The sequence below is a fragment of the Streptomyces sp. NPDC088707 genome, from assembly GCF_044752725.1.
In the GTDB taxonomy this organism is placed as follows: domain Bacteria; phylum Actinomycetota; class Actinomycetes; order Streptomycetales; family Streptomycetaceae; genus Streptomyces.
Genome location: NZ_JBIVLV010000003.1, coordinates 507496 through 525246, shown reverse-complemented (window position 1 = coordinate 525246; position 17751 = coordinate 507496). Strand labels below are relative to the sequence as shown.

Sequence of the window (17751 nt, the reverse complement as noted above, 5' to 3'; positions counted from 1 at the left end):
CTTGACCGAGAACAACACTCTTGAGATCTCCCGGCGTCGGCTGCTCGGCACCGTCGGCGCGGCGGGCGCCGCCGGACTCGTCATCGGCGCGGCAGGCGGCGTCGGCGTCACCACGGCCGGCTCGGCCGACGGCACCACCGACGGGGCCGGCACCGACGGCACCCCGCCGCTGACCACGGTCGGTTCGACCGAGGTGATGTTTCACGGGAAACATCAGGCGGGCATCACCACGCCCTCGCAGTCCCGGGGGCATCTGATCGCCTTCGACCTCGCCCCGGGCGCCGGCCGCAAGGAGGCGATGGCCCTGCTGCGCCGCTGGTCGGAGACGGCGAAGGCACTGATGGCGGGCAAGGCCCCGGCCGGTGACACCGGCGTGGCGCTCGACGCGGGCCCGTCCTCCCTTTCGGTCACCTTCGGCTTCGGCCGTACGTTCTTCGACAGGACCGGGCTCACCGCGCGCCGCCCCGCCGCGCTCGACCCGCTGCCCGCCTTCTCCGCAGACGCGCTGGACGCGCGGCGCTCGGAGGGCGATCTGTGGGTGCAGATCGGCGCCGACGACGCGCTCGTCGCCTTCCACGCGCTGCGCGCCCTCCAGAAGGACGCGGGCGACGCGGCCCGGGTGCGCTGGCAGATGAACGGCTTCAACCGCTCGGCCGGTGCGACCGCGAGGCCGATGACGGCCCGCAACCTGATGGGCCAGATCGACGGCACGGGCAATCCGAAGGTCACCGACCCCGACTTCGACCGGCGGATCTTCGTCCCCGCGGGCACCGGGGCCGCGACGGAGTGGATGGCCGGTGGCTCGTACGCGGTGGTGCGCCGGATCCGGATGCTGCTCGACGACTGGGAGAAGCTGCCGCTCGACCGGCAGGAGAAGGTGATCGGGCGGCGGAAGTCCGACGGGGCCCCGCTCACCGGCGGCAGTGAGACCTCCGAGCTCGACCTGGACAAGCGCGGTCCGGACGGGGCGACGGTCATCCCGGACAACGCCCACTCCCGTATCTCCGCCCCCGAACAGAACGGCGGGGCGGCGATGCTGCGCAGGCCGTTCTCCTTCCACGACGGGATCGCTCCCGACGGGACACCGGACGCCGGTCTCCTCTTCGTCTGCTGGCAGGCCGACCCGCTGCGGGGCTTCGTGCCCGTGCAGCGCAAGCTCGACCGGGGCGACGCGCTGTCCGCGTTCATCCGTCACGAGGCGAGCGGCCTCTACGCGGTCCCGGGCGGTCCCGCCGAGGGCGAGTACGTGGGACAGCGGCTCCTGGAGTCCTGACCCGCCGGGTCGGCCGCCGGCGGGCACGCGCGTCCCGCCGGGCGGGCCGCCCGCGGCCCCGGGGCCCATTAGGGTGACGGTATGTCCGCCACCCGGTACACGTATCTCGGCCCCGAGGGCACCTTCACGGAGGCCGCGCTGCGTACGCTGCCCGAGGCCGCGACGAGGGAACTCGTCCCCATGGTCTCGGTCCCGGCCGCGCTCGACGCCGTACGGAACGGGGAGGCCGCCGCCGCTCTCGTCCCGATCGAGAACTCGGTCGAGGGCGGGGTGACCGCGACCCTCGACGAGCTGGCCTCCGGCGAGCCGCTGATGATCTACCGCGAGGTACTCCTGCCGATCGCCTTCGCGCTGCTCGTGCGGCCGGGGACCAAGCTGTCGGACATCAAGACCGTGACGGGCCACCCGGTGGCCCAGCCTCAGGTCCGGAACTGGCTGCGGGCGCACCTGCCCGAGGCGCTGTGGGAGTCGGCCGCGTCCAACGCGGACGGGGCCCGGCTGGTGCAGGAGGGCCGCTTCGACGCCGCTTTCGCGGGGGAGTTCGCGGCGGTGACGTACGGCCTCGAGGCGCTGGTCACCGAGATCCACGACGCGGAGAACGCCGAGACCCGGTTCGTCCTGGTGGGCAGGCCGGCCCGGCCGGCGGCGCCGACCGGCGCGGACAAGACCTCGGTGGTGCTGTGGCTGGGTGACGATCATCCGGGTGCCCTCCTCGAACTGCTCCAGGAATTCGCGGTGCGCGGGGTGAACCTGATGCTGATCCAGTCCCGGCCCACGGGGGCGGGGATCGGGAACTACTGCTTCGCCGTGGACGCCGAGGGCCATATCTCGGACCGGCGGGTGGGCGAGGCGCTGATGGGGCTCAAGCGGATCTGCCCCAAGGTGCGCTTCCTCGGCTCGTACCCGAGGGCGGGCGTCGCGGTCGAGGACGTGGCGGCGCTGCGGCGCGGCACCTCGGACGGGGAGTTCATGGCGGCCTCCGACTGGCTGGCGAGGGCCCAGGACGGTCGGGCCTGACCCGATGGTGACCGAACGGTCCCGACGACGGGAGCGTTCGTCCACAGGTGCGAACCACTAGTCCTACCTGCGTATTTTCACTTTCCCACAGCAGTTATCCACAGGCTCTGGGCTCGACCTGGGGACAAGTCGACAGCGCGCCCCGACAAGGTCGACAAATCGCCCTAGCCACTCCTCGACCCCACCCGACTGTCCACAGCACGGGGAAGAAGCCCTCGTCAGCACGGTTCGCTCGACCAACTCTTTGGAGCGAGCAATTCCCACCCAAATGAGTGCCTCAATGGTGTTTGGTCACGGAATTCCCAGGGTCGGGGCGGGAAATCCACGCGATCTTCCCCGTAGTCCACAGATCTTCCGCACAGCCTGTGGATAACTAAATGCAGGGCCCGGCTCCCGGCATTCTCACAGGTATCAATTCGGGCATAACGTCATGCGTGACAACACGCGTGACGTTATCCGGTGGGGGCGGGCGAACGGGCACCGGTAGCCTGGTGGGGTGATTGACCTTCGCCTGCTCCGTGAGGACCCCGACCGTGTTCGCGCCTCCCAGCGCGCCCGTGGAGAGGACGTCGCGCTCGTCGACGCCCTGCTCTCCGCCGATGAGCGGCGCAGGTCGTCCGGCGTCCGCTTCGACGAGCTCCGATCCGAGCAGAAGGCGCTCGGCAAGCTGATCCCCAGGGCCACCCCGGAGGAGCGCGCCGAGCTCCTCCTGAAGGCCGAACAGCTCAAGACCGACGTCAAGGCCGCCGAGGCCGAGCAGAACGAGGCCGACGAGACGGCCAAGCAGCTGCTGCTCCAGCTCGGGAACATCGTCCACACCGACGTCCCGGTCGGCGGCGAGGAGGACTTCGTCGTCCTCGAGACGCACGGCACCATCCGCGACTTCGCCGCCGAGGGCTTCGAGCCCAAGGACCACCTGGAGCTCGGCGAGGCGCTCGGCGCCATCGACGTCGAGCGCGGTGCCAAGGTCTCCGGCTCGCGCTTCTACTACCTGACCGGCGTGGGCGCCCTCCTGGAGCTCGCCCTGGTCAACGCGGCGATCGCGCAGGCCACCGAGGCCGGCTTCATCCCCATGCTGACCCCGGCGCTCGTCCGTCCGCGCGCCATGGAGGGCACCGGCTTCCTCGGCCAGGCCGCGGAGAACGTGTACCACCTGGAGAAGGACGACTACTACCTCGTCGGCACGTCCGAGGTGCCCCTCGCGGCGTACCACATGGACGAGATCATCGACGCGGACAAGCTGCCCCTGCGGTACGCCGGCTTCTCGCCCTGCTTCCGCCGCGAGGCCGGCACGTACGGCAAGGACACCCGCGGCATCTTCCGCGTCCACCAGTTCGACAAGGTCGAGATGTTCTCGTACGTCGCGCCGGAGGACGCCGAGGCCGAGCACAAGCGGCTCCTGGAGTGGGAGAAGCAGTGGCTGACCGGTCTGGAGCTGCCGTTCCAGGTCATCGACGTCGCCACCGGTGACCTCGGTGCCTCCGCCTCCCGCAAGTTCGACTGCGAGGCGTGGATCCCGACCCAGGGCAAGTACCGCGAGCTGACCTCGGCCTCGAACTGCGACAGCTTCCAGGCCCGCCGTCTCTCCGTCCGCATGCGCGACGAGCAGGGCGGCAAGAAGACGGTGCAGCCGCTCGCCACCCTGAACGGCACGCTGTGCGCCGTACCGCGCACGATCGTGGCGATCCTGGAGAACCACCAGCTGCCCGACGGTTCCGTGCGCGTCCCGGAGATGCTGCGGCCCTACCTGGGCGGCCGTGAGGTCCTGGAGCCGATCGCCAAGTGAGCCCCTTCCCCTACCGCCTGGTCGCGACGGATCTCGACGGCACGCTGCTGCGCGCCGACGAGTCCGTCTCGGCCCGCACGCGGGACGCGCTCGCCGCCGCCACGGAGGCGGGCGCCGCGCACATCGTCGTCACCGGCCGGGCGGTGCCCTGGACCCGGCACATCCTGGACGACCTCGGCTACGAGGGGATCGCGGTGTGCGGGCAGGGCGCGCAGGTCTACCACGCGGGTGAGCACCGGCTGCTCACCTCGCTGACCCTGGACCGGCAGCTCGCGGGGCTCGCCCTCTCGAAGATCGAGGCGGAGGTCGGCCCGCTGGCGCTGGCCGCGAGCCGGGACGGCCTGGAGGGCGAGGTCCTGATGGGCCCCGGCTACCGGCCGCACCCGGGACCGCTGCCGTACGTGCCGTACGAGGACCCGGCGGAGCTGTGGGCGGCGCCGCTGACCAAGCTCTACCTCCAGCACCCGACGCTGTCGGACGACGAACTGACCCGCGCCGCCCGTGCCACGGTCGGCGGTCTCGTGGACGTCGTCATGGCGGGGCCCGGTGTGGTGGAGATCCTGCCGCTCGGCCTGAGCAAGGCCACCGGCCTCTCGCTGGCGGCGCGCCGGCTGGGGGTGAAGGCGGCGGAGACGATCGCCTTCGGCGACATGCCCAACGACATCCCGATGTTCGGCTGGGCGGCCCACGGCGTGGCCATGGGCAACGCGCACGACGAACTCCGCGCGGTGGCGGACGAGGTCACCACCTCGAACGAGGAGGACGGCATCGCCGTCGTCCTGGAGCGCCTGCTGTCGGTCTGACCGGCTGCTGCGGTGCCGTCGCTCTGACCGGCTGCCATGTGCCGCCGGTCCGAGCGGCCGCGGGGAAAAGAGAAGGGGCGGCCTCGCGTGGACCTGGTCCACGCGCTCGAAGCGGCCGCCCCCTCTTTTCGGGAGATCCCCCGTGTCCCCCGTACAACTAGTGTGCGCCGGGCCCCCGTTCGGGGGCGACCGGTTTTCCGCGGGTGAGCGGGTAGCAGGCGAGGCCGATGGCCAGGGAGATCGCGTGCCCGAGGTCGGTGTACGTGCGGTCGGTGAGCAGCGGTACGACGAAGAAGGCCACCACTCCCACGAGGTAGAGCCAGCGCCAGGGGCGGGCGAGCCGGTACGTGAGGATGCCCGCCGAGGCGGCGAGACCGTAGCTGACCCCGATGTCGACGACATGCGCCATGCTGCGCGGCACGTCGTGGAGGCGGATGGCCACGAGGACGACCTGCTGGCTGATCAGAGTGGCCGCGATATGGGCCGTGGCGACGACGAAGAGCCATTTCGCCGTGCCGAGCCATCGCTCCACGGGCGCGTGGATCAGCTCGAACAGCGCCGCGTACAGGAGCAGGTCGGCCGGGTTCTCGATCCAGAACGCGCTGCCGAGCAGGGCGCGCAGCGGATGGTGGGACAGCTGGTGGAGATTGCTGCTGTTGCGGTGCAGCAGGTAGCTGTCGAGGCCTTGGGGGGACAGCGCGATGACGAGGCTGGTGATCGCGATGACCGCGAGCCAGAGATGCGTACCGGGTGACGAACGCACCCACGACCTGATCGGTCGGGACGGTTCGCCACCCGGGAGGGTCTCGGGAGGCACATGTCCGTGCCTATCACCCCGAACCGGCGGAAACCTCTGGAAACCTCTGGAAGTCTCAGAAATTGATCATGTGTCCGGCGATGCCGTGGATCGCTTCCTTCACGGCCTCGCCCAGCGTCGGGTGCGCGTGGACGTTCCGCGCGACCTCGTGGACGGTGAGGTCCCACTGCTGCGCCAGGGTCAGCTCGGGGAGCAGCTCGGTGACGTCGGGGCCGATCAGGTGGGCGCCGATGATCTCGCCGTGCGTCCCGTCCGCGATGATCTTGACGAAGCCGGTGGCGTCGCCGAGACCGTGCGCCTTGCCGTTCGCCACGAAGGGGAACTTGGCGACCTTGACGTCGAAGCCCTTCTCGCGGGCCTGCGCCTCGGTCCAGCCGAAGCTGGCGATCTGCGGCTGGCAGTAGGTCGCGCGCGGGATCATCGGGTAGTCGAGCTCCATGGTCTCCGCGTCCCCGATGGTCTCGGCGGCGATGACGCCCATGGCCTCGGCGGTGTGCGCGAGCATCAGCTTCGCGGTGACGTCACCGATGGCGTAGATGTGCGGCACGGAGGTGCGGCAGCGGCCGTCGACGTCGATCGCACCGCGCTCGGTGAGAGCGACGCCGGTGGCCTCCAGGCCGTAGCCGGTGACGTTCGGGGCGAAGCCGATGGCCTGGAGGACCTTGTCGGCCTCCAGGACCTTCTGGACGCCGTCCTTGCCGGTGACGGTGACGCGGACCTGCGGGCCGGACTCGTCGATGGCCTCGACGCGGGTCGAGGTCAGGACGTCGATGCCGAGCTTGCGGTACTGCTTCGCCAGCTCCTTGGAGACCTCTTCGTCCTCCAGCGGCGCGATCCGGTCGAGGAACTCGACGATCGTGACCTTGGTGCCGTAGTTGTTGAGGACGTACGCGAACTCGATGCCGATCGCGCCGGCGCCGGCGATGACGATCGACTGCGGGGCGTCCTCGGCGAGGATCTGCTCCTCGTACGACACGACGCGCTCGCTGCGGGCGGTGCCCGGGAGCAGGCGGGGGGTGGCGCCGGTGGCGATGATGCAGTGGTCGAACTGGATCGTCTCCGAGGTGCCGTCGGACTTGGCGACCTGGAGGGTGTTCGCGTCGAGGAAGGTTCCCCGGCCGTCGAACTCGGTGATCTTGTTCTTCTTCATGAGGAAGTGGACGCCCTTGACGCGGCCGTCCGCGACCGAGCGGCTGCGGCGGAACGCCTCGGTGTAGTCGAAGGAGACGGTGCCGTCCACCTTGATGCCGAAGGTCTTGGCCTCGTGGTTGAAGATGTGGGCCAGTTCCGCGTTGCGCAGCAGTGCCTTGGTGGGGATGCAGCCGACGTTCAGGCAGACACCGCCCCAGTACTTCTCCTCGACGACCGCGACCCGCTTGCCCAGCTGGGCGGCGCGGATGGCGGCGACGTAGCCGCCGGGGCCAGCTCCGAGTACGACGACGTCGAAGCGGTCTGACATGACTGACTCCCGAGGGTGGTGAGGGTGTTCGGTCCGCGTACGGGCCCACAGTAGTCCGGTGGCCCGCCCGCAGTCAGTTGTAGGATGACCGGGCAACCGGGCAAATGGAGAGGTCGGAACGGCATGGCACTCAGGGCGACGGGGCGGACCTCGCTGGTGGACTCCGTGGTGGACCAGCTGCGGACACAGCTCGCGGACGGCGAGTGGGCGGTCGGCGACCGCATCCCGACCGAGCACGAGCTCGCCCAGCAGCTCGGTGTGGGCCGCAACACCGTCCGCGAGGCGGTCAGGGTCCTGGTCCACGCGGGCCTGCTCGAATCCCGTCAGGGCAACGGCACCTTCGTCAGGTCGACCGCCGATCCGGCGGCCGTGCTGCGCGGGGTACGGCACGCGGGCGCGGCCGACGTCCTCGAACTCCGGGTCGCCCTGGAGGCCGAGGCGGCGCGGCTCGCGGCGGCCCGGCGGGACACCCACGACCTGCTGCGGCTCCGGGCCGCCCTCACCACCCTGCGCGAGGAGGGCGACCGGGACGCGGACGCCGACCTCGCCTTCCACCTCGCGGTCGTCGGCGCCACCCACAACGCGGCCTTCGTCGAGGTCTACCGCTTCTTCTCCGCCCAGGTGCACGAGGTGCTCGTGGAGGCCCTCGGCGACCGGGAGATGCCGCCGGTCGACATCGACGCCCACGAGGCCCTGGTCACGGCGATCGAGGCGGGCGACCCGGAGGCGGCCGAGCGCCAGGCCCGCGAACTGCTGCGGGTCCCGATGGAGACCGTCGCGGCACTGACGGAGGACGCCCGATGAGCGCGGAGACCCGTACGGCGGGATCCGCCGCGCCCTCGCCCGTACCGCCGCCCGTGCTCGTCGACGCGGAGGCCGGGGTCGCGGCGTCGGCCGCCGGGGCGGCGGCGCGGCGGGCGCTCCTCGCGCGTCCGGCGCTGCTCCTGGTTGGGATCGTGCTGGCCTCGCTGAACATGCGGGCCGCGCTCGCGAGCGTGGCGCCGCTGGTAGGCGAGATATCCGGGGCCTTCGGGCTCTCCTCGACGGCGAGTTCGCTGGTGACCTCGGTACCGGTGCTGTTCCTCGGCGTGGGCGCGCTGGTCGCGCCCTGGCTGGGGCGCCGCTTCGGCGCCGAACGCGTCCTGCTCGCGGCCCTGCTGCTGCTCGCCGTCGGCATCCTCGCGCGCGTGCTGCCCTCCGTGTACGCGCTGTATGGCGGCGGCATCCTCGTCGGCACCGCGATCGCCCTGCTCAACGTGCTGATGCCGGGCCTGATCAAGCGGGACTTCCCGGACCGGGCCGCGGCCATGACCTCGGTCTACACGGGCGCGATGATCGCCGGTGCGACGGTCGCGGCGGCGGCCGCGGTGCCGCTGGAGAAGGCGCTCGGCGGCGGCTGGGAGGGCTCGCTCGGCTTCTGGTCCCTGCTCGCCGTGGTCGCCGCGGTCGCCTGGCTGCCCCAGGTGCTGATCGCCCGGGGCCGCACGGGTCACGAGGTACGGGCCGTGCCGGCCGCCGGCGCCCGCCAGGTGAGCGTCTGGCGCTCGGCACTCGCCTGGCAGGTGACGCTCTTCATGGGCCTGCAGTCGCTGTGGTCGTACGTGCTGATCGCCTGGATGCCGACGATCTTCACCGACCACGGGATGAGCCGTTCCACGGCCGGTGTCGTCTTTGCCTTCAACAACCTGATCCAGGTCGCGGGCGCGTTCGTGGTCCCGCTGCTCGCCGGCCGGATGCGGAGCCAGCGTCCGCTGATCGTGCTGGTCACCACGCTGGTCGCGGCCGGTTACGCCGGTCTGATGGTGGCGCCGGTGGAGGGTGCCTGGCTCTGGTCGGCGGTGCTCGGGGTCGGCCAGGGCGGGGCGGTCGGTCTCGCCCTGACCCTGATCGTGCTGCGCTCCGGGGACGCGGTGACCGCCGCCCGGCTGTCCGGGATGGCCCAGACGGTCGGCTATCTGCTCGCCGCCGCCGGCCCTCTCGCGGCCGGCGCCCTGCACCAGGCCACCGGCTCCTGGACGCTGCCGATCTGCGTGGTCCTCGGCGTCTGCGCGGCGGCCCTCACCGTGGGGCTCTTCGCCGCCCGGGATCGGACGGTGTGAGGGGAGGGGGGTTGCGGTGCGGCTCCGGGGTGGGGCTCCCGGCCTCGGAGCCGTACCGCTTCCGTGTCCGCTTCTACTCCTCGCCCGCCAGCTTCAGCGTGCGGAGCTTGAAGCCGGCGAACCAGGTCGCCACGATCGTGACCGCGGAGAGGAGCACGACCGCCGTGGTGAGGCCGACCTCCGAGGTGACCAGTCCGTCGCCGGTGACCTTCTCGGCGAGGGCGAGCGCCCACTGCTGGACGCTCAGGGTGCGCGCCCCCTCGATCAGGGAGCCGAACAGGGCCTCCCACACCAGGGCGTAGACCAGGCCGATGACCACCGCGTGCCGGCTGATCGTGCCGAGCAGCAGGAACAGCGCGCTGTACGCGATGGAGGCCACCAGCGCCGCCACCGTGTACGCCACGGCCACCTGCTGGCCGTTGCCGTTGAGGATGAAGCCGGCGATGAACGTCGGTACCGCCGAGAAGACCATCGTCACCGCGATCGCGACGATCAGCTTCGTGAAGATGATCGAGGGCCGCTTCACCGGCTTGGACAGCAGATAGACGATCGAGCCGTCGTCGATCTCGGGTCCGATCGCGCCCGTCCCGGCGATCACACCGATCAGCGGGACCATCGTGGCCAGCGCGAAGCCGCCGAGGACATCGGCCGCGACCTGGTCGTCCGCGCCGTTGAAGGCGCGCACCGCCGCGGCGATGAGGAGCAGCATGGCGGGCAGCAGGAAGAGGATCAGGGCCCGGCGGCGGCCGAGGAGAGCCCGGTAGGTGAGCCGGGCGACTGTGGGGTTGTACATCGGTCAGGCTCCTTTCAGGCCGCGACGAGGTATGAGAAGACCGATTCGAGGGACTCGTCCGAGGGCGAGACCGTCAGCAGACGGATCCCCCGCTCACGCGCGACCTTCGGCAGCAGCTCGGTGAACCGACCGAAGTCCACCGCCTGGATGCGCAGTCCGCCCTCCACGTGGTCGACCTCGATGCCGGCCGTGGACGGGTCGGCGATCAGCGCCGCGGCGAGTGCCCGGTCGTCGCTGGAGCGGACCAGGTAGCGGTGCGGCCGGTCCGTCATCAGCCGGCGGATCTTGCGGAAGTCTCCGGAGGCGGCGTGGCGCCCGGCCACGATCACCTCGATGTGGGAGGCGAGCTGCTCGACCTCCTCCAGGATGTGCGAGGAGAACAGCACCGTGCGGCCGTCCGCGCCCATCTGCCGCAGCAGGTCCATCAGCTGCATGCGCTGGCGCGGGTCCATGCCGTTGAACGGCTCGTCAAGGAGCAGCACCGACGGGTTGTGCACGAGGGCCGAGGCCATCTTCACGCGCTGGCGCATGCCCTTGCTGTACGTGGAGATCTTGCGGTCCTGCGCGTACTCCATCTCGACCGTGGCCAGGGCCTGCCGGGCCTCCTCGGCGCCGAGGCCCTGCAGTTCCGCGTTCGCCACGACGAACTCGCGGCCGGTGAGGAAGTCGTACATCGCCTCCCGCTCGGGCACGACGCCGATCTCGCGGTAGACCGACTCGTTCCCCCAGACCGTCTGCCCGTCGAGGGTGACGCTGCCGGTGGAGGGGTCGAGGAAGCCGCCCATCATGTTGATCAGGGTGGACTTGCCCGCGCCGTTCGGCCCGAGGAGGCCGGTGACACCCGGTCCCACCGTCATCGTGACGTCGTTCACGGCCACGACGTTTCCGAACCAGCGGGAGACGTGGTCGATGGAGAGGATGCTCATGGGCGCAGCCCATTCCTTAGAGGGGTGGTGGCGGGCGACGGGAGGGCGGTCACAGCCCGACCTTTCGGTAGCGGCGCATCAGGGTGCCGTACGAGCCGGCGACGAGCGCGAGGACGACCAGCAGATAGACCGCGCCGACACCGGCGCCCGGTCCCTCGCCTCCGGGGAAGGAGGAGGGGGCGCCGAGGAAGGCGGTCTGCACGCCGTCGATCAGCGTGATCGGCGAGAACAGGCCGAGCCAGGAGATGGCGCCGAGGTTGTCCGTGCCGTACGCGATGCCCTGGAGCGTGGAGACCGCTCCGTACGAGATCGTCAGCGCGCCGATCACGGCGGCGACACCGAAGCCGCGGCGCGGGGTGAGCGCCGCCATGACCAGTCCGACGCCGCCGAACAGCAGGGAGAGCAGGGCCACGGAGACCAGTCCCTGGCCGAACATCTGCGTCTGGGTGCCGAAGTCCATCTTGGCGAGCAGGGAGCCGATCCAGAGGATCAGGAGGGGGACCGCGGTCAGCAGGAAGAGCGCCGAGGCCATCGCGCCGAACTTGGCGAGCACGTAGTCCGCGCGCTCGATCGGCCGGGAGAAGTAGAGCGGAACGGTCCGGAACCGGAGGTCGCGGGAGACCGACTGCGGCGCCTGGGAGGCCAGGTAGATGCCGATGACGACCTGGAGGAAGATCGCGTACTGCGTGTACTCGATCGACAGCTTGGACTGCTTGGTGACGACCGCGACCGCGACGATGATCAGCGCGGGTACGCACATCACTCCGAAGAGAAGCATCGGCAGCACCTTGGACTTGGCGCTGCGGCCGAGGCCGTACGCGCCGCGCAGGGACTGCGAGAACAGCGACCTGCGCGCGTACGCCCGGCCGAGACGCGGGCCGTCGTAGGAGCGGTAGCCGATGTTGTGGATGCGGGTCGTGTCGGGAGCGGCCTGGGAGGGCTGCGGGATCTGGGTGCTCATCGGGCCGGCACCTCCTCGTGCTGGGTCGCCTCGGGCTTGAAGACCTCGGCGATGTGGTGGCGGCGCTGCTCCATGCGGACGAGACCGAGGCCGAGGTCGGCGACGGTGTCCCGCACGAGGTCGTACGTCTCCTCTCCGGCGGCCTCCAGCAGGAGGATGTGGCCGGCGCCGGGCAGGCCCTCCTCCACGCCCGCGTGGAGCGTGACACCCGCGGCGGTGAGGGCGGCGCGGAGGGCCGCCGTGCCGTCGGTGTGCACGTCGGAGTCGGTGACCTCGACGGCGAGGGTCGTCGTCGTCCGGGTGAAGTCGCTGGTGGAGCTGGAGCGGAGGAGGCGGCCGCCGTCGATGACGACGACGTGGTCGCAGGTGCGCTCCAGCTCACCGAGGAGGTGCGAGGTGACGAGGACGGAGATGCCGAAGTCGGTCCAGACCCGGCGGATCAGTCCCAGCATCTCGTCCCGCCCGACCGGGTCCAGACCGTTCGTCGGCTCGTCCAGGAGGACCAGCTTCGGGTCGTGGACCAGGGCCTGGGCGAGCTTCACGCGCTGCTTCATGCCCGTCGAGTAGCCGCCCATCGGGCGGTACCGCTCCTCGTACAGACCGACGTGCCGCAGCGTGTCCGCGGTCCGCTCGCGGGCGGCGGTCGCGGGCAGCCCGGACATCCGCGCCATGTGGACGACGAACTCGGTGGCCGAGACGTCCGGCGGGAGGCAGTCGTGCTCGGGCATGTAGCCCACGCGCTCACGGATCTCCGCGCCGTGCGTACGGACGTCCATGCCGAGGACCTGGGCGGTGCCCTCCGTGGCGGGGGCGAGCCCGAGCAGGATTTTGATCATGGTGGACTTGCCGGCTCCGTTGGCACCCACGAGTCCGGTCACACCGGGCCCGATGTCCAGGGAGAGCCGGTCAAGAGCGGTCACCCGGGGGAACCGCTTGCTGAGGCTTTCGGTCGCGATCACAGTCACGCCTTCGACGGTAGTGGCCTGCGCCACAGCGGTCGTCAGCCCAACGGCTCGATCCTTGTCCGACCAGAGGAGTACAAGCCAGTAGGGGAGCTCGCGACGAAAGTCTTTTTCCACAGGCCTGCGGCTGCTCGGGGTGGGACGAGACGGCCGCTTTTCCACAGGGCGTCGTCCGACCCCTTGACGCAGCCGCCGAGCATTGTCACATTCATCGGTGTCAAGTTACGGACGCGTAGCGCAGTCGGGCGCTCACACGGGACGGCGGGTGGCATGGCCTCAGCGATGACAGGCGAACTCTCCGCGGAGCTACGGGGGTTCAGGGACGTACAGCGGCTCTCCTACGAGTGCGCGGAGGCCGTCGCGGCCCAGCTGAAGCCGGGGGTGACCGAGCGCGAGGCCGCGCGGATGCAGCGCGAGTGGCTGTACGAGCGGGGGGTGCGGGACTGGTTCCACCGGCCGTTCGCCTGGTTCGGGGACCGCACCGCCTTCGTCGACTTCAAGATCCCGCTGCAGTTCTTCCCGACCAACCGGCGCCTGGAGCCGGGGATGCCGTTCATCCTCGACATGGCCCCGGTGTTCAAGGGGTACACGGCCGACATCGGCTACAGCGGCTGCCTGGGGCTCGATCCCCTGCACGACAAGCTGCTCGCCGATCTCCGGGACCACCGCGAGCTGATCCTGCGCGAGGTGCGCGAGCGCCGCACGCTCCGCGAGATCTACCAGGACGTGGACCGGCTCATGGTCCGCCAGGGGTACGCGAACCGGCACCGGGCCTATCCCTTCGGCGTCATCGCCCACAAGATCGACCGGGTGAAGGAGCGCCGCTGGTCGCCGACCGTCTTCGGCTTCGGCACGCAGGCGCTCAAGGGCCTCGCGAGCGACGCCCTGCACGGGCACCGGGACGGCTGGTCGCCGCTCTGGTCGCCGTACACGTTCTCCGACCACCCGCCGCAGCCCGGCCTGTGGGCGGTCGAGCCGCACCTCGGATTCCGGGGGACGGGCGCGAAGTTCGAGGAGATCCTGGTCGTCACCGACTCCCGGGACCCCGAGCAGAGCGCGTTCTGGCTGGACGACGATCTGCCGCACGTGCGGCGATGGAACGAGGGGGCGGTCTGATGGCGGGGCTCAACGGAGCGCGGGAGCGCTGGGTCCGTACGGGCGGGGTCGAGCTGTGTGTCGCCGAACTCGGCGAGGAAGGCCGTCCCACCGTGCTGCTCGTGCACGGCTACCCGGACTCCAAGGAGGTGTGGACGGAGGTCGCCGCCCGGCTGGCCGAGGACTTCCACGTCGTCCTCTACGACATCCGCGGCCACGGCCGCTCGACGGCGCCGGCACCGCTGCGCGGCGGCTTCACCCTGGAGAAGCTGACGGACGACTTCCTCGCGGTCGCGGACGCCGTCAGCCCCGACCGGCCGGTCCACCTCGTCGGCCACGACTGGGGCTCGGTGCAGTCCTGGGAGTTCGTGACCGTCCCCCGCACCGAGGGCCGGATCGCCTCCTTCACCTCCATGTCGGGGCCCTCCCTCGACCACTTCGGGCACTGGATCAAGCGGCGGATGACCCGGCCCACCCCGCGCCGGGTCGGCCAACTCCTCGGCCAGGGCGCCAAGTCCTGGTACGTGTACATGCTGCACACACCCGTGCTGCCGGAGCTCGCCTGGCGCGGCCCGCTCGGCAAGCGCTGGCCGAAGATCCTGGAGCGCGTCGAGAAGATCCCCGCCGGTGACTACCCGACCCCCTCGCTGCCGAGCGACGCGGCGCACGGCGCCTGGCTCTACCGGGACAACGTCCGGGCCCGCCTCGGCAGGCCGCGCCCCGACGCGTACGCACACGCGCCCGTGCAGCTGATCACGCCGACCGGAGACGCCTTCCTCTCCGAGCGGCTCTACGACGACCTGGGTGAATGGGTGCCGGAACTCACCCGGCGCACGCTGCCGGCGAAGCACTGGGTGCCGCGCACCCGGCCCGACCAGCTGTCGGCCTGGATCGGCGAGTTCGTCCGGACCCACGAGGAACCGGCCACCAGGGCGCCCGCGGCGGTCGCGGCGGCGGTGGCGAAGAGCGGCGTCAAGCCGGCCTACGCGGAGCGGTTCGGCGGCCAGCTGGTCCTGGTGACCGGGGCGGCCAGCGGCATCGGACGGGCCACCGCCTTCGCGTTCGCCGAGGCCGGCGCCCGCGTCGTCGCCGTCGACCGGGACACCGAGGGCGCGGTCCGCACGGCCGAGATGGCCCGGCTGATCGGCGCACCGGAAGCCTGGGGCGAGACCGTCGACGTCGCCGACGAACAGGCGATGGAGAAGCTCGCCGCCAAGGTGGCGAGCGAGTACGGAATCGTCGACGTCCTCGTCAACAACGCGGGCATCGGACTCACCGGCTCCTTCTTCGACACGACCAGCGAGGAGTGGAAGCGGGTCCTGGACGTCAATCTGTGGGGTGTGATCCACGGATCCCGGGTCTTCGGCGCGCAGATGACGGCGCGCGGCCAGGGCGGCCACATCGTCAACACCGCGTCCGCCGCGGCGTTCCAGCCCTCCCGGGCCCTGCCCGCGTACAGCACGTCGAAGGCGGCGGTGCTGATGCTCAGCGAGTGCCTGCGTGCCGAGCTGGCCGACCAGGGCATCGGGGTGTCCGCGATATGCCCCGGCATCGTCAACACCAACATCACGGCGACCGCCCGGTTCGCGGGGGTCAGCGACGAGGCGGAGGAGAGGCGGCGCCAGCGGAAGGCGTCCCGGCTGTACGGCCTGCGGAACTTCCCGCCGGAGAAGGTCGCGGACGCGATCCTGGGGGCGGTCCTGCACAACCGGGCGGTCGTCCCGGTGACACCCGAGGCACGGGGCGCGCACTTCCTGTCCCGGCTCAGCCCGGGGACGCTGCGGGCCTTCGCGCGGTGGCAGCCGCCGGCCTAGGCCCTGTCCTCACACTCCCGGCGTCGCCCGAAGGGCGGCCCCGGGGCAGACGGGAGTTCGACGACGGGGCCTAGGGCGCGAGCGGCGGTCGTACGATCGGTCCCCTGCAGGAGGGCCCCGCGGCGGCGGGGTGGAGCGAGCGGTCGGTGGGAGCGGGTTTGTCCGAGCAGTCAGCACAGCCGGAGTACCGGATCGAGGATCTCGCCCATCACAGCGGGGCCACGGTCCGGACGATCCGCGCCTACCAGGACCGCGGGCTGCTGCCCCGCCCGGAGCGGCGGGGCAGGTCGAACGTGTACGGGGACGCGCACCTCGCGCGGCTCCGGCAGATCGCCGACCTCCTCGACCGGGGCTACACCCTGGCCTCGATCAAGGAGCTCCTGGAGGCCTGGGACACCGGCCGGGGACTCGGCGGGGTACTCGGCCTGGTCGCCGAGGTGCACGGCCCGTGGACGGACGAGGAGGCGGACCGGATCTCCCGCGCGGAGCTCGACGCCCGCTTCGGCGGCACGCCGGACGAGGCGGCCATTCTGGAGGCCGTCGAGCTCGGCGTACTGGAGCTGCTTCCGGACCGTGAGACGGAGGAGTACCTCGTACCGAGTCCCCAGGAGCTCGCGGTCGCTGCCGAGTTGTACGGGGCGGGGGTTCCGCTCGCGGCAATCACCGGTCACCTGAGGGAACTTCGGGGCCAGGTGGAGCACATAGCGTCCCGCTTCCTGGAGTTCACGACCGAGTACGTCTTCGCGCGCTACCTGGAGCACCGGCCGCCGACGGACGCGGACGCGAGCGAGGCGGCGACGATGGTCCGGCGTCTCCGGCCGCTTGCCCAGCAGACGGTGGACGCCGAACTGGCACGGGCGATGAGGCTGTTGGCCACCCGACACCTACAGCTCCATCTGTCGCCGCACGCGCCCCTGGTGAAGGACGACGAGCCGCGGCCGGTGTCGCTACCGGCCGGGACCGTGCGGGCCGTTCAGGGTCTGGTGGGGCCGGAAGGGGTTGCGGCGTTCATTGCGGCAGCCGCCGAACGAGAGGTTCACAAACGGACATTGGATACTCTCGCCTCAAGTCACCATATAGATAGCGAGATTACTCAATCCATCTGATAATCAAGGTTTGTTGTCCACAGAATCGCCAACTAGCCTGTGGATAACTCACTTTGGCTGTGGATCAAACCTGTGTACCAAAATCAATGGCCCGACGATCCGGGCTCCGCCATCCTGACGGAATGACCCGACAACATCCCCCACAGCAACCACCGGACGAACGCCGTACGGTGAGAATCTCGAAGTACCTCTCCAAGCATCTGCGCCACCAGCCCGCGCGCATCGGCCTCGTCCTCGACGCCCAGGGCTGGACGGAGATCGACGCGCTGCTCGCGGCGCTCGCCCGGAACAACTTCCCGATCACCCGCGCGGAACTCGACCACGTCGTCGCGACCAACGACAAGAAGCGATTCGCCGTCGAGGGCACCCGCATCCGCGCCAGCCAGGGCCACACGGTCGAGGTGGACCTCGACCTGCCGCCCGCGGAACCGCCCGCGTACCTCTACCACGGTACGGTCGCCGCGGTGCTTCCCGCGATCCGGGCGGAGGGGCTGCGCCCCATGGCCCGCCACCACGTCCACCTCTCGCCCGACCGGGAGACCGCGACCCGGGTCGGCGCACGGCGCGGCCGGCCGGTCGTGATCACCGTCGACGCCGGCGCCATGCACCGGGCCGGACACGTCTTCCGCGTCAGCGCCAACGGGGTCTGGCTCGCGGACACCGTCCCGCCGGAGTTCCTCCGCCTCCCTGACTGAGGCCGCCGGCTCAGGTTCGGCTGGCGGCGGCTCGGCTCCGTTCACCGGCTGGCGGCGGCCCGGCTCCGTTCCGGCTGAGACCTCCAGCTCCGGTCCGGCTGAGACCTCCGGCTCGGGTCCGGCTGAGACCTCCGGCTCCGGTCCG

At 71.0% G+C, this 17751-nt stretch carries 16 protein-coding genes; 10 read left to right on the top strand and 6 right to left on the bottom strand.

Going from position 1 to position 17751, the window contains the following annotated elements; all coding sequences use genetic code 11:
- Position 1 precedes the first annotated feature (1 nt).
- The 4 genes from efeB (at position 2) to ACIP84_RS13155 (ending at position 4879) form a co-directional block, all read left to right on the top strand.
- The gene (gene efeB, locus ACIP84_RS13170) at positions 2 to 1273 is read left to right on the top strand and encodes an iron uptake transporter deferrochelatase/peroxidase subunit (protein ID WP_401797864.1); all 1272 of its coding nucleotides are present in this window, start codon (positions 2 to 4) and stop codon (positions 1271 to 1273) included.
- Between the two features lie 81 nt (positions 1274 to 1354).
- The gene (gene pheA / locus ACIP84_RS13165) at positions 1355 to 2290 is read left to right on the top strand and encodes a prephenate dehydratase (RefSeq protein ID WP_055602630.1); all 936 of its coding nucleotides are present in this window, start codon (positions 1355 to 1357) and stop codon (positions 2288 to 2290) included.
- Between the two features lie 496 nt (positions 2291 to 2786).
- A complete protein-coding gene (serS, locus tag ACIP84_RS13160; RefSeq protein ID WP_355963101.1) occupies positions 2787 to 4076 on the top strand; it encodes a serine--tRNA ligase in 1290 nt (429 codons plus the stop codon).
- The gene (locus ACIP84_RS13155; protein ID WP_355963099.1) at positions 4073 to 4879 is read left to right on the top strand and encodes an HAD family hydrolase; all 807 of its coding nucleotides are present in this window, start codon (positions 4073 to 4075) and stop codon (positions 4877 to 4879) included. The genes serS and ACIP84_RS13155 overlap by 4 nt, the downstream gene beginning before the upstream one ends.
- 157 nt (positions 4880 to 5036) lie before the next feature.
- On the opposite strand, the gene ACIP84_RS13150 is transcribed toward ACIP84_RS13155, so the two are convergent.
- Positions 5037 to 5696 (bottom strand): rhomboid-like protein, encoded by a 660-nt coding sequence (locus ACIP84_RS13150; RefSeq protein ID WP_355963096.1) that lies wholly within the window; start codon positions 5694 to 5696, stop codon positions 5037 to 5039.
- Between the two features lie 55 nt (positions 5697 to 5751).
- A complete protein-coding gene (gene lpdA, locus ACIP84_RS13145; RefSeq protein ID WP_401797861.1) occupies positions 5752 to 7155 on the bottom strand; it encodes a dihydrolipoyl dehydrogenase in 1404 nt (467 codons plus the stop codon).
- A 123-nt stretch (positions 7156 to 7278) separates the two neighbouring features.
- Between lpdA and ACIP84_RS13140 the strand changes: the two genes are divergently transcribed.
- Positions 7279 to 7959: a FadR/GntR family transcriptional regulator gene (locus tag ACIP84_RS13140; protein WP_401797859.1), complete on the top strand. Its 681-nt coding sequence runs from the start codon at positions 7279 to 7281 to the stop codon at positions 7957 to 7959.
- Positions 7956 to 9254: a CynX/NimT family MFS transporter gene (locus ACIP84_RS13135; protein WP_401797857.1), complete on the top strand. Its 1299-nt coding sequence runs from the start codon at positions 7956 to 7958 to the stop codon at positions 9252 to 9254. Before ACIP84_RS13140 ends, ACIP84_RS13135 begins: the two co-directional genes overlap by 4 nt.
- A 73-nt stretch (positions 9255 to 9327) precedes the next feature.
- Here ACIP84_RS13135 and ACIP84_RS13130 read toward each other — a convergent pair whose 3' ends face one another.
- From ACIP84_RS13130 to ACIP84_RS13115, 4 genes are read right to left on the bottom strand one after another with little or no spacing between them, the layout of a single operon-like run.
- Complete coding sequence (locus ACIP84_RS13130; protein ID WP_355963089.1) at positions 9328 to 10047, bottom strand: ABC transporter permease subunit; 720 nt, start codon at positions 10045 to 10047, stop codon at positions 9328 to 9330.
- A gap of 14 nt (positions 10048 to 10061) precedes the next feature.
- Positions 10062 to 10973, bottom strand: a complete 912-nt coding sequence (locus ACIP84_RS13125) for an ABC transporter ATP-binding protein (RefSeq protein ID WP_401797855.1) — start codon at positions 10971 to 10973, stop codon at positions 10062 to 10064.
- Positions 10974 to 11022: 49 nt separating this feature from the next.
- A complete protein-coding gene (locus tag ACIP84_RS13120) occupies positions 11023 to 11934 on the bottom strand; it encodes an ABC transporter permease (RefSeq protein WP_355963085.1) in 912 nt (303 codons plus the stop codon).
- Positions 11931 to 12893 (bottom strand): ABC transporter ATP-binding protein, encoded by a 963-nt coding sequence (locus ACIP84_RS13115; RefSeq protein WP_355963319.1) that lies wholly within the window; start codon positions 12891 to 12893, stop codon positions 11931 to 11933. Before ACIP84_RS13115 ends, ACIP84_RS13120 begins: the two co-directional genes overlap by 4 nt.
- 285 nt (positions 12894 to 13178) lie before the next feature.
- On the opposite strand from ACIP84_RS13115, the gene ACIP84_RS13110 reads away from it, so the two are divergent.
- The 4 genes from ACIP84_RS13110 (at position 13179) to ACIP84_RS13095 (ending at position 17606) form a co-directional block, all read left to right on the top strand.
- Positions 13179 to 14012, top strand: a complete 834-nt coding sequence (locus ACIP84_RS13110) for a M24 family metallopeptidase (protein WP_401797852.1) — start codon at positions 13179 to 13181, stop codon at positions 14010 to 14012.
- Positions 14012 to 15805: an SDR family oxidoreductase gene (locus ACIP84_RS13105; RefSeq protein ID WP_401797849.1), complete on the top strand. Its 1794-nt coding sequence runs from the start codon at positions 14012 to 14014 to the stop codon at positions 15803 to 15805. The genes ACIP84_RS13110 and ACIP84_RS13105 overlap by 1 nt, the downstream gene beginning before the upstream one ends.
- Positions 15806 to 15963: 158 nt before the next feature.
- Complete coding sequence (locus ACIP84_RS13100) at positions 15964 to 16911, top strand: MerR family transcriptional regulator (protein WP_401797847.1); 948 nt, start codon at positions 15964 to 15966, stop codon at positions 16909 to 16911.
- A 122-nt stretch (positions 16912 to 17033) separates the two neighbouring features.
- The gene (locus ACIP84_RS13095; protein WP_401797845.1) at positions 17034 to 17606 is read left to right on the top strand and encodes an RNA 2'-phosphotransferase; all 573 of its coding nucleotides are present in this window, start codon (positions 17034 to 17036) and stop codon (positions 17604 to 17606) included.
- The last annotated feature ends 145 nt before the right edge of the window (positions 17607 to 17751 follow it).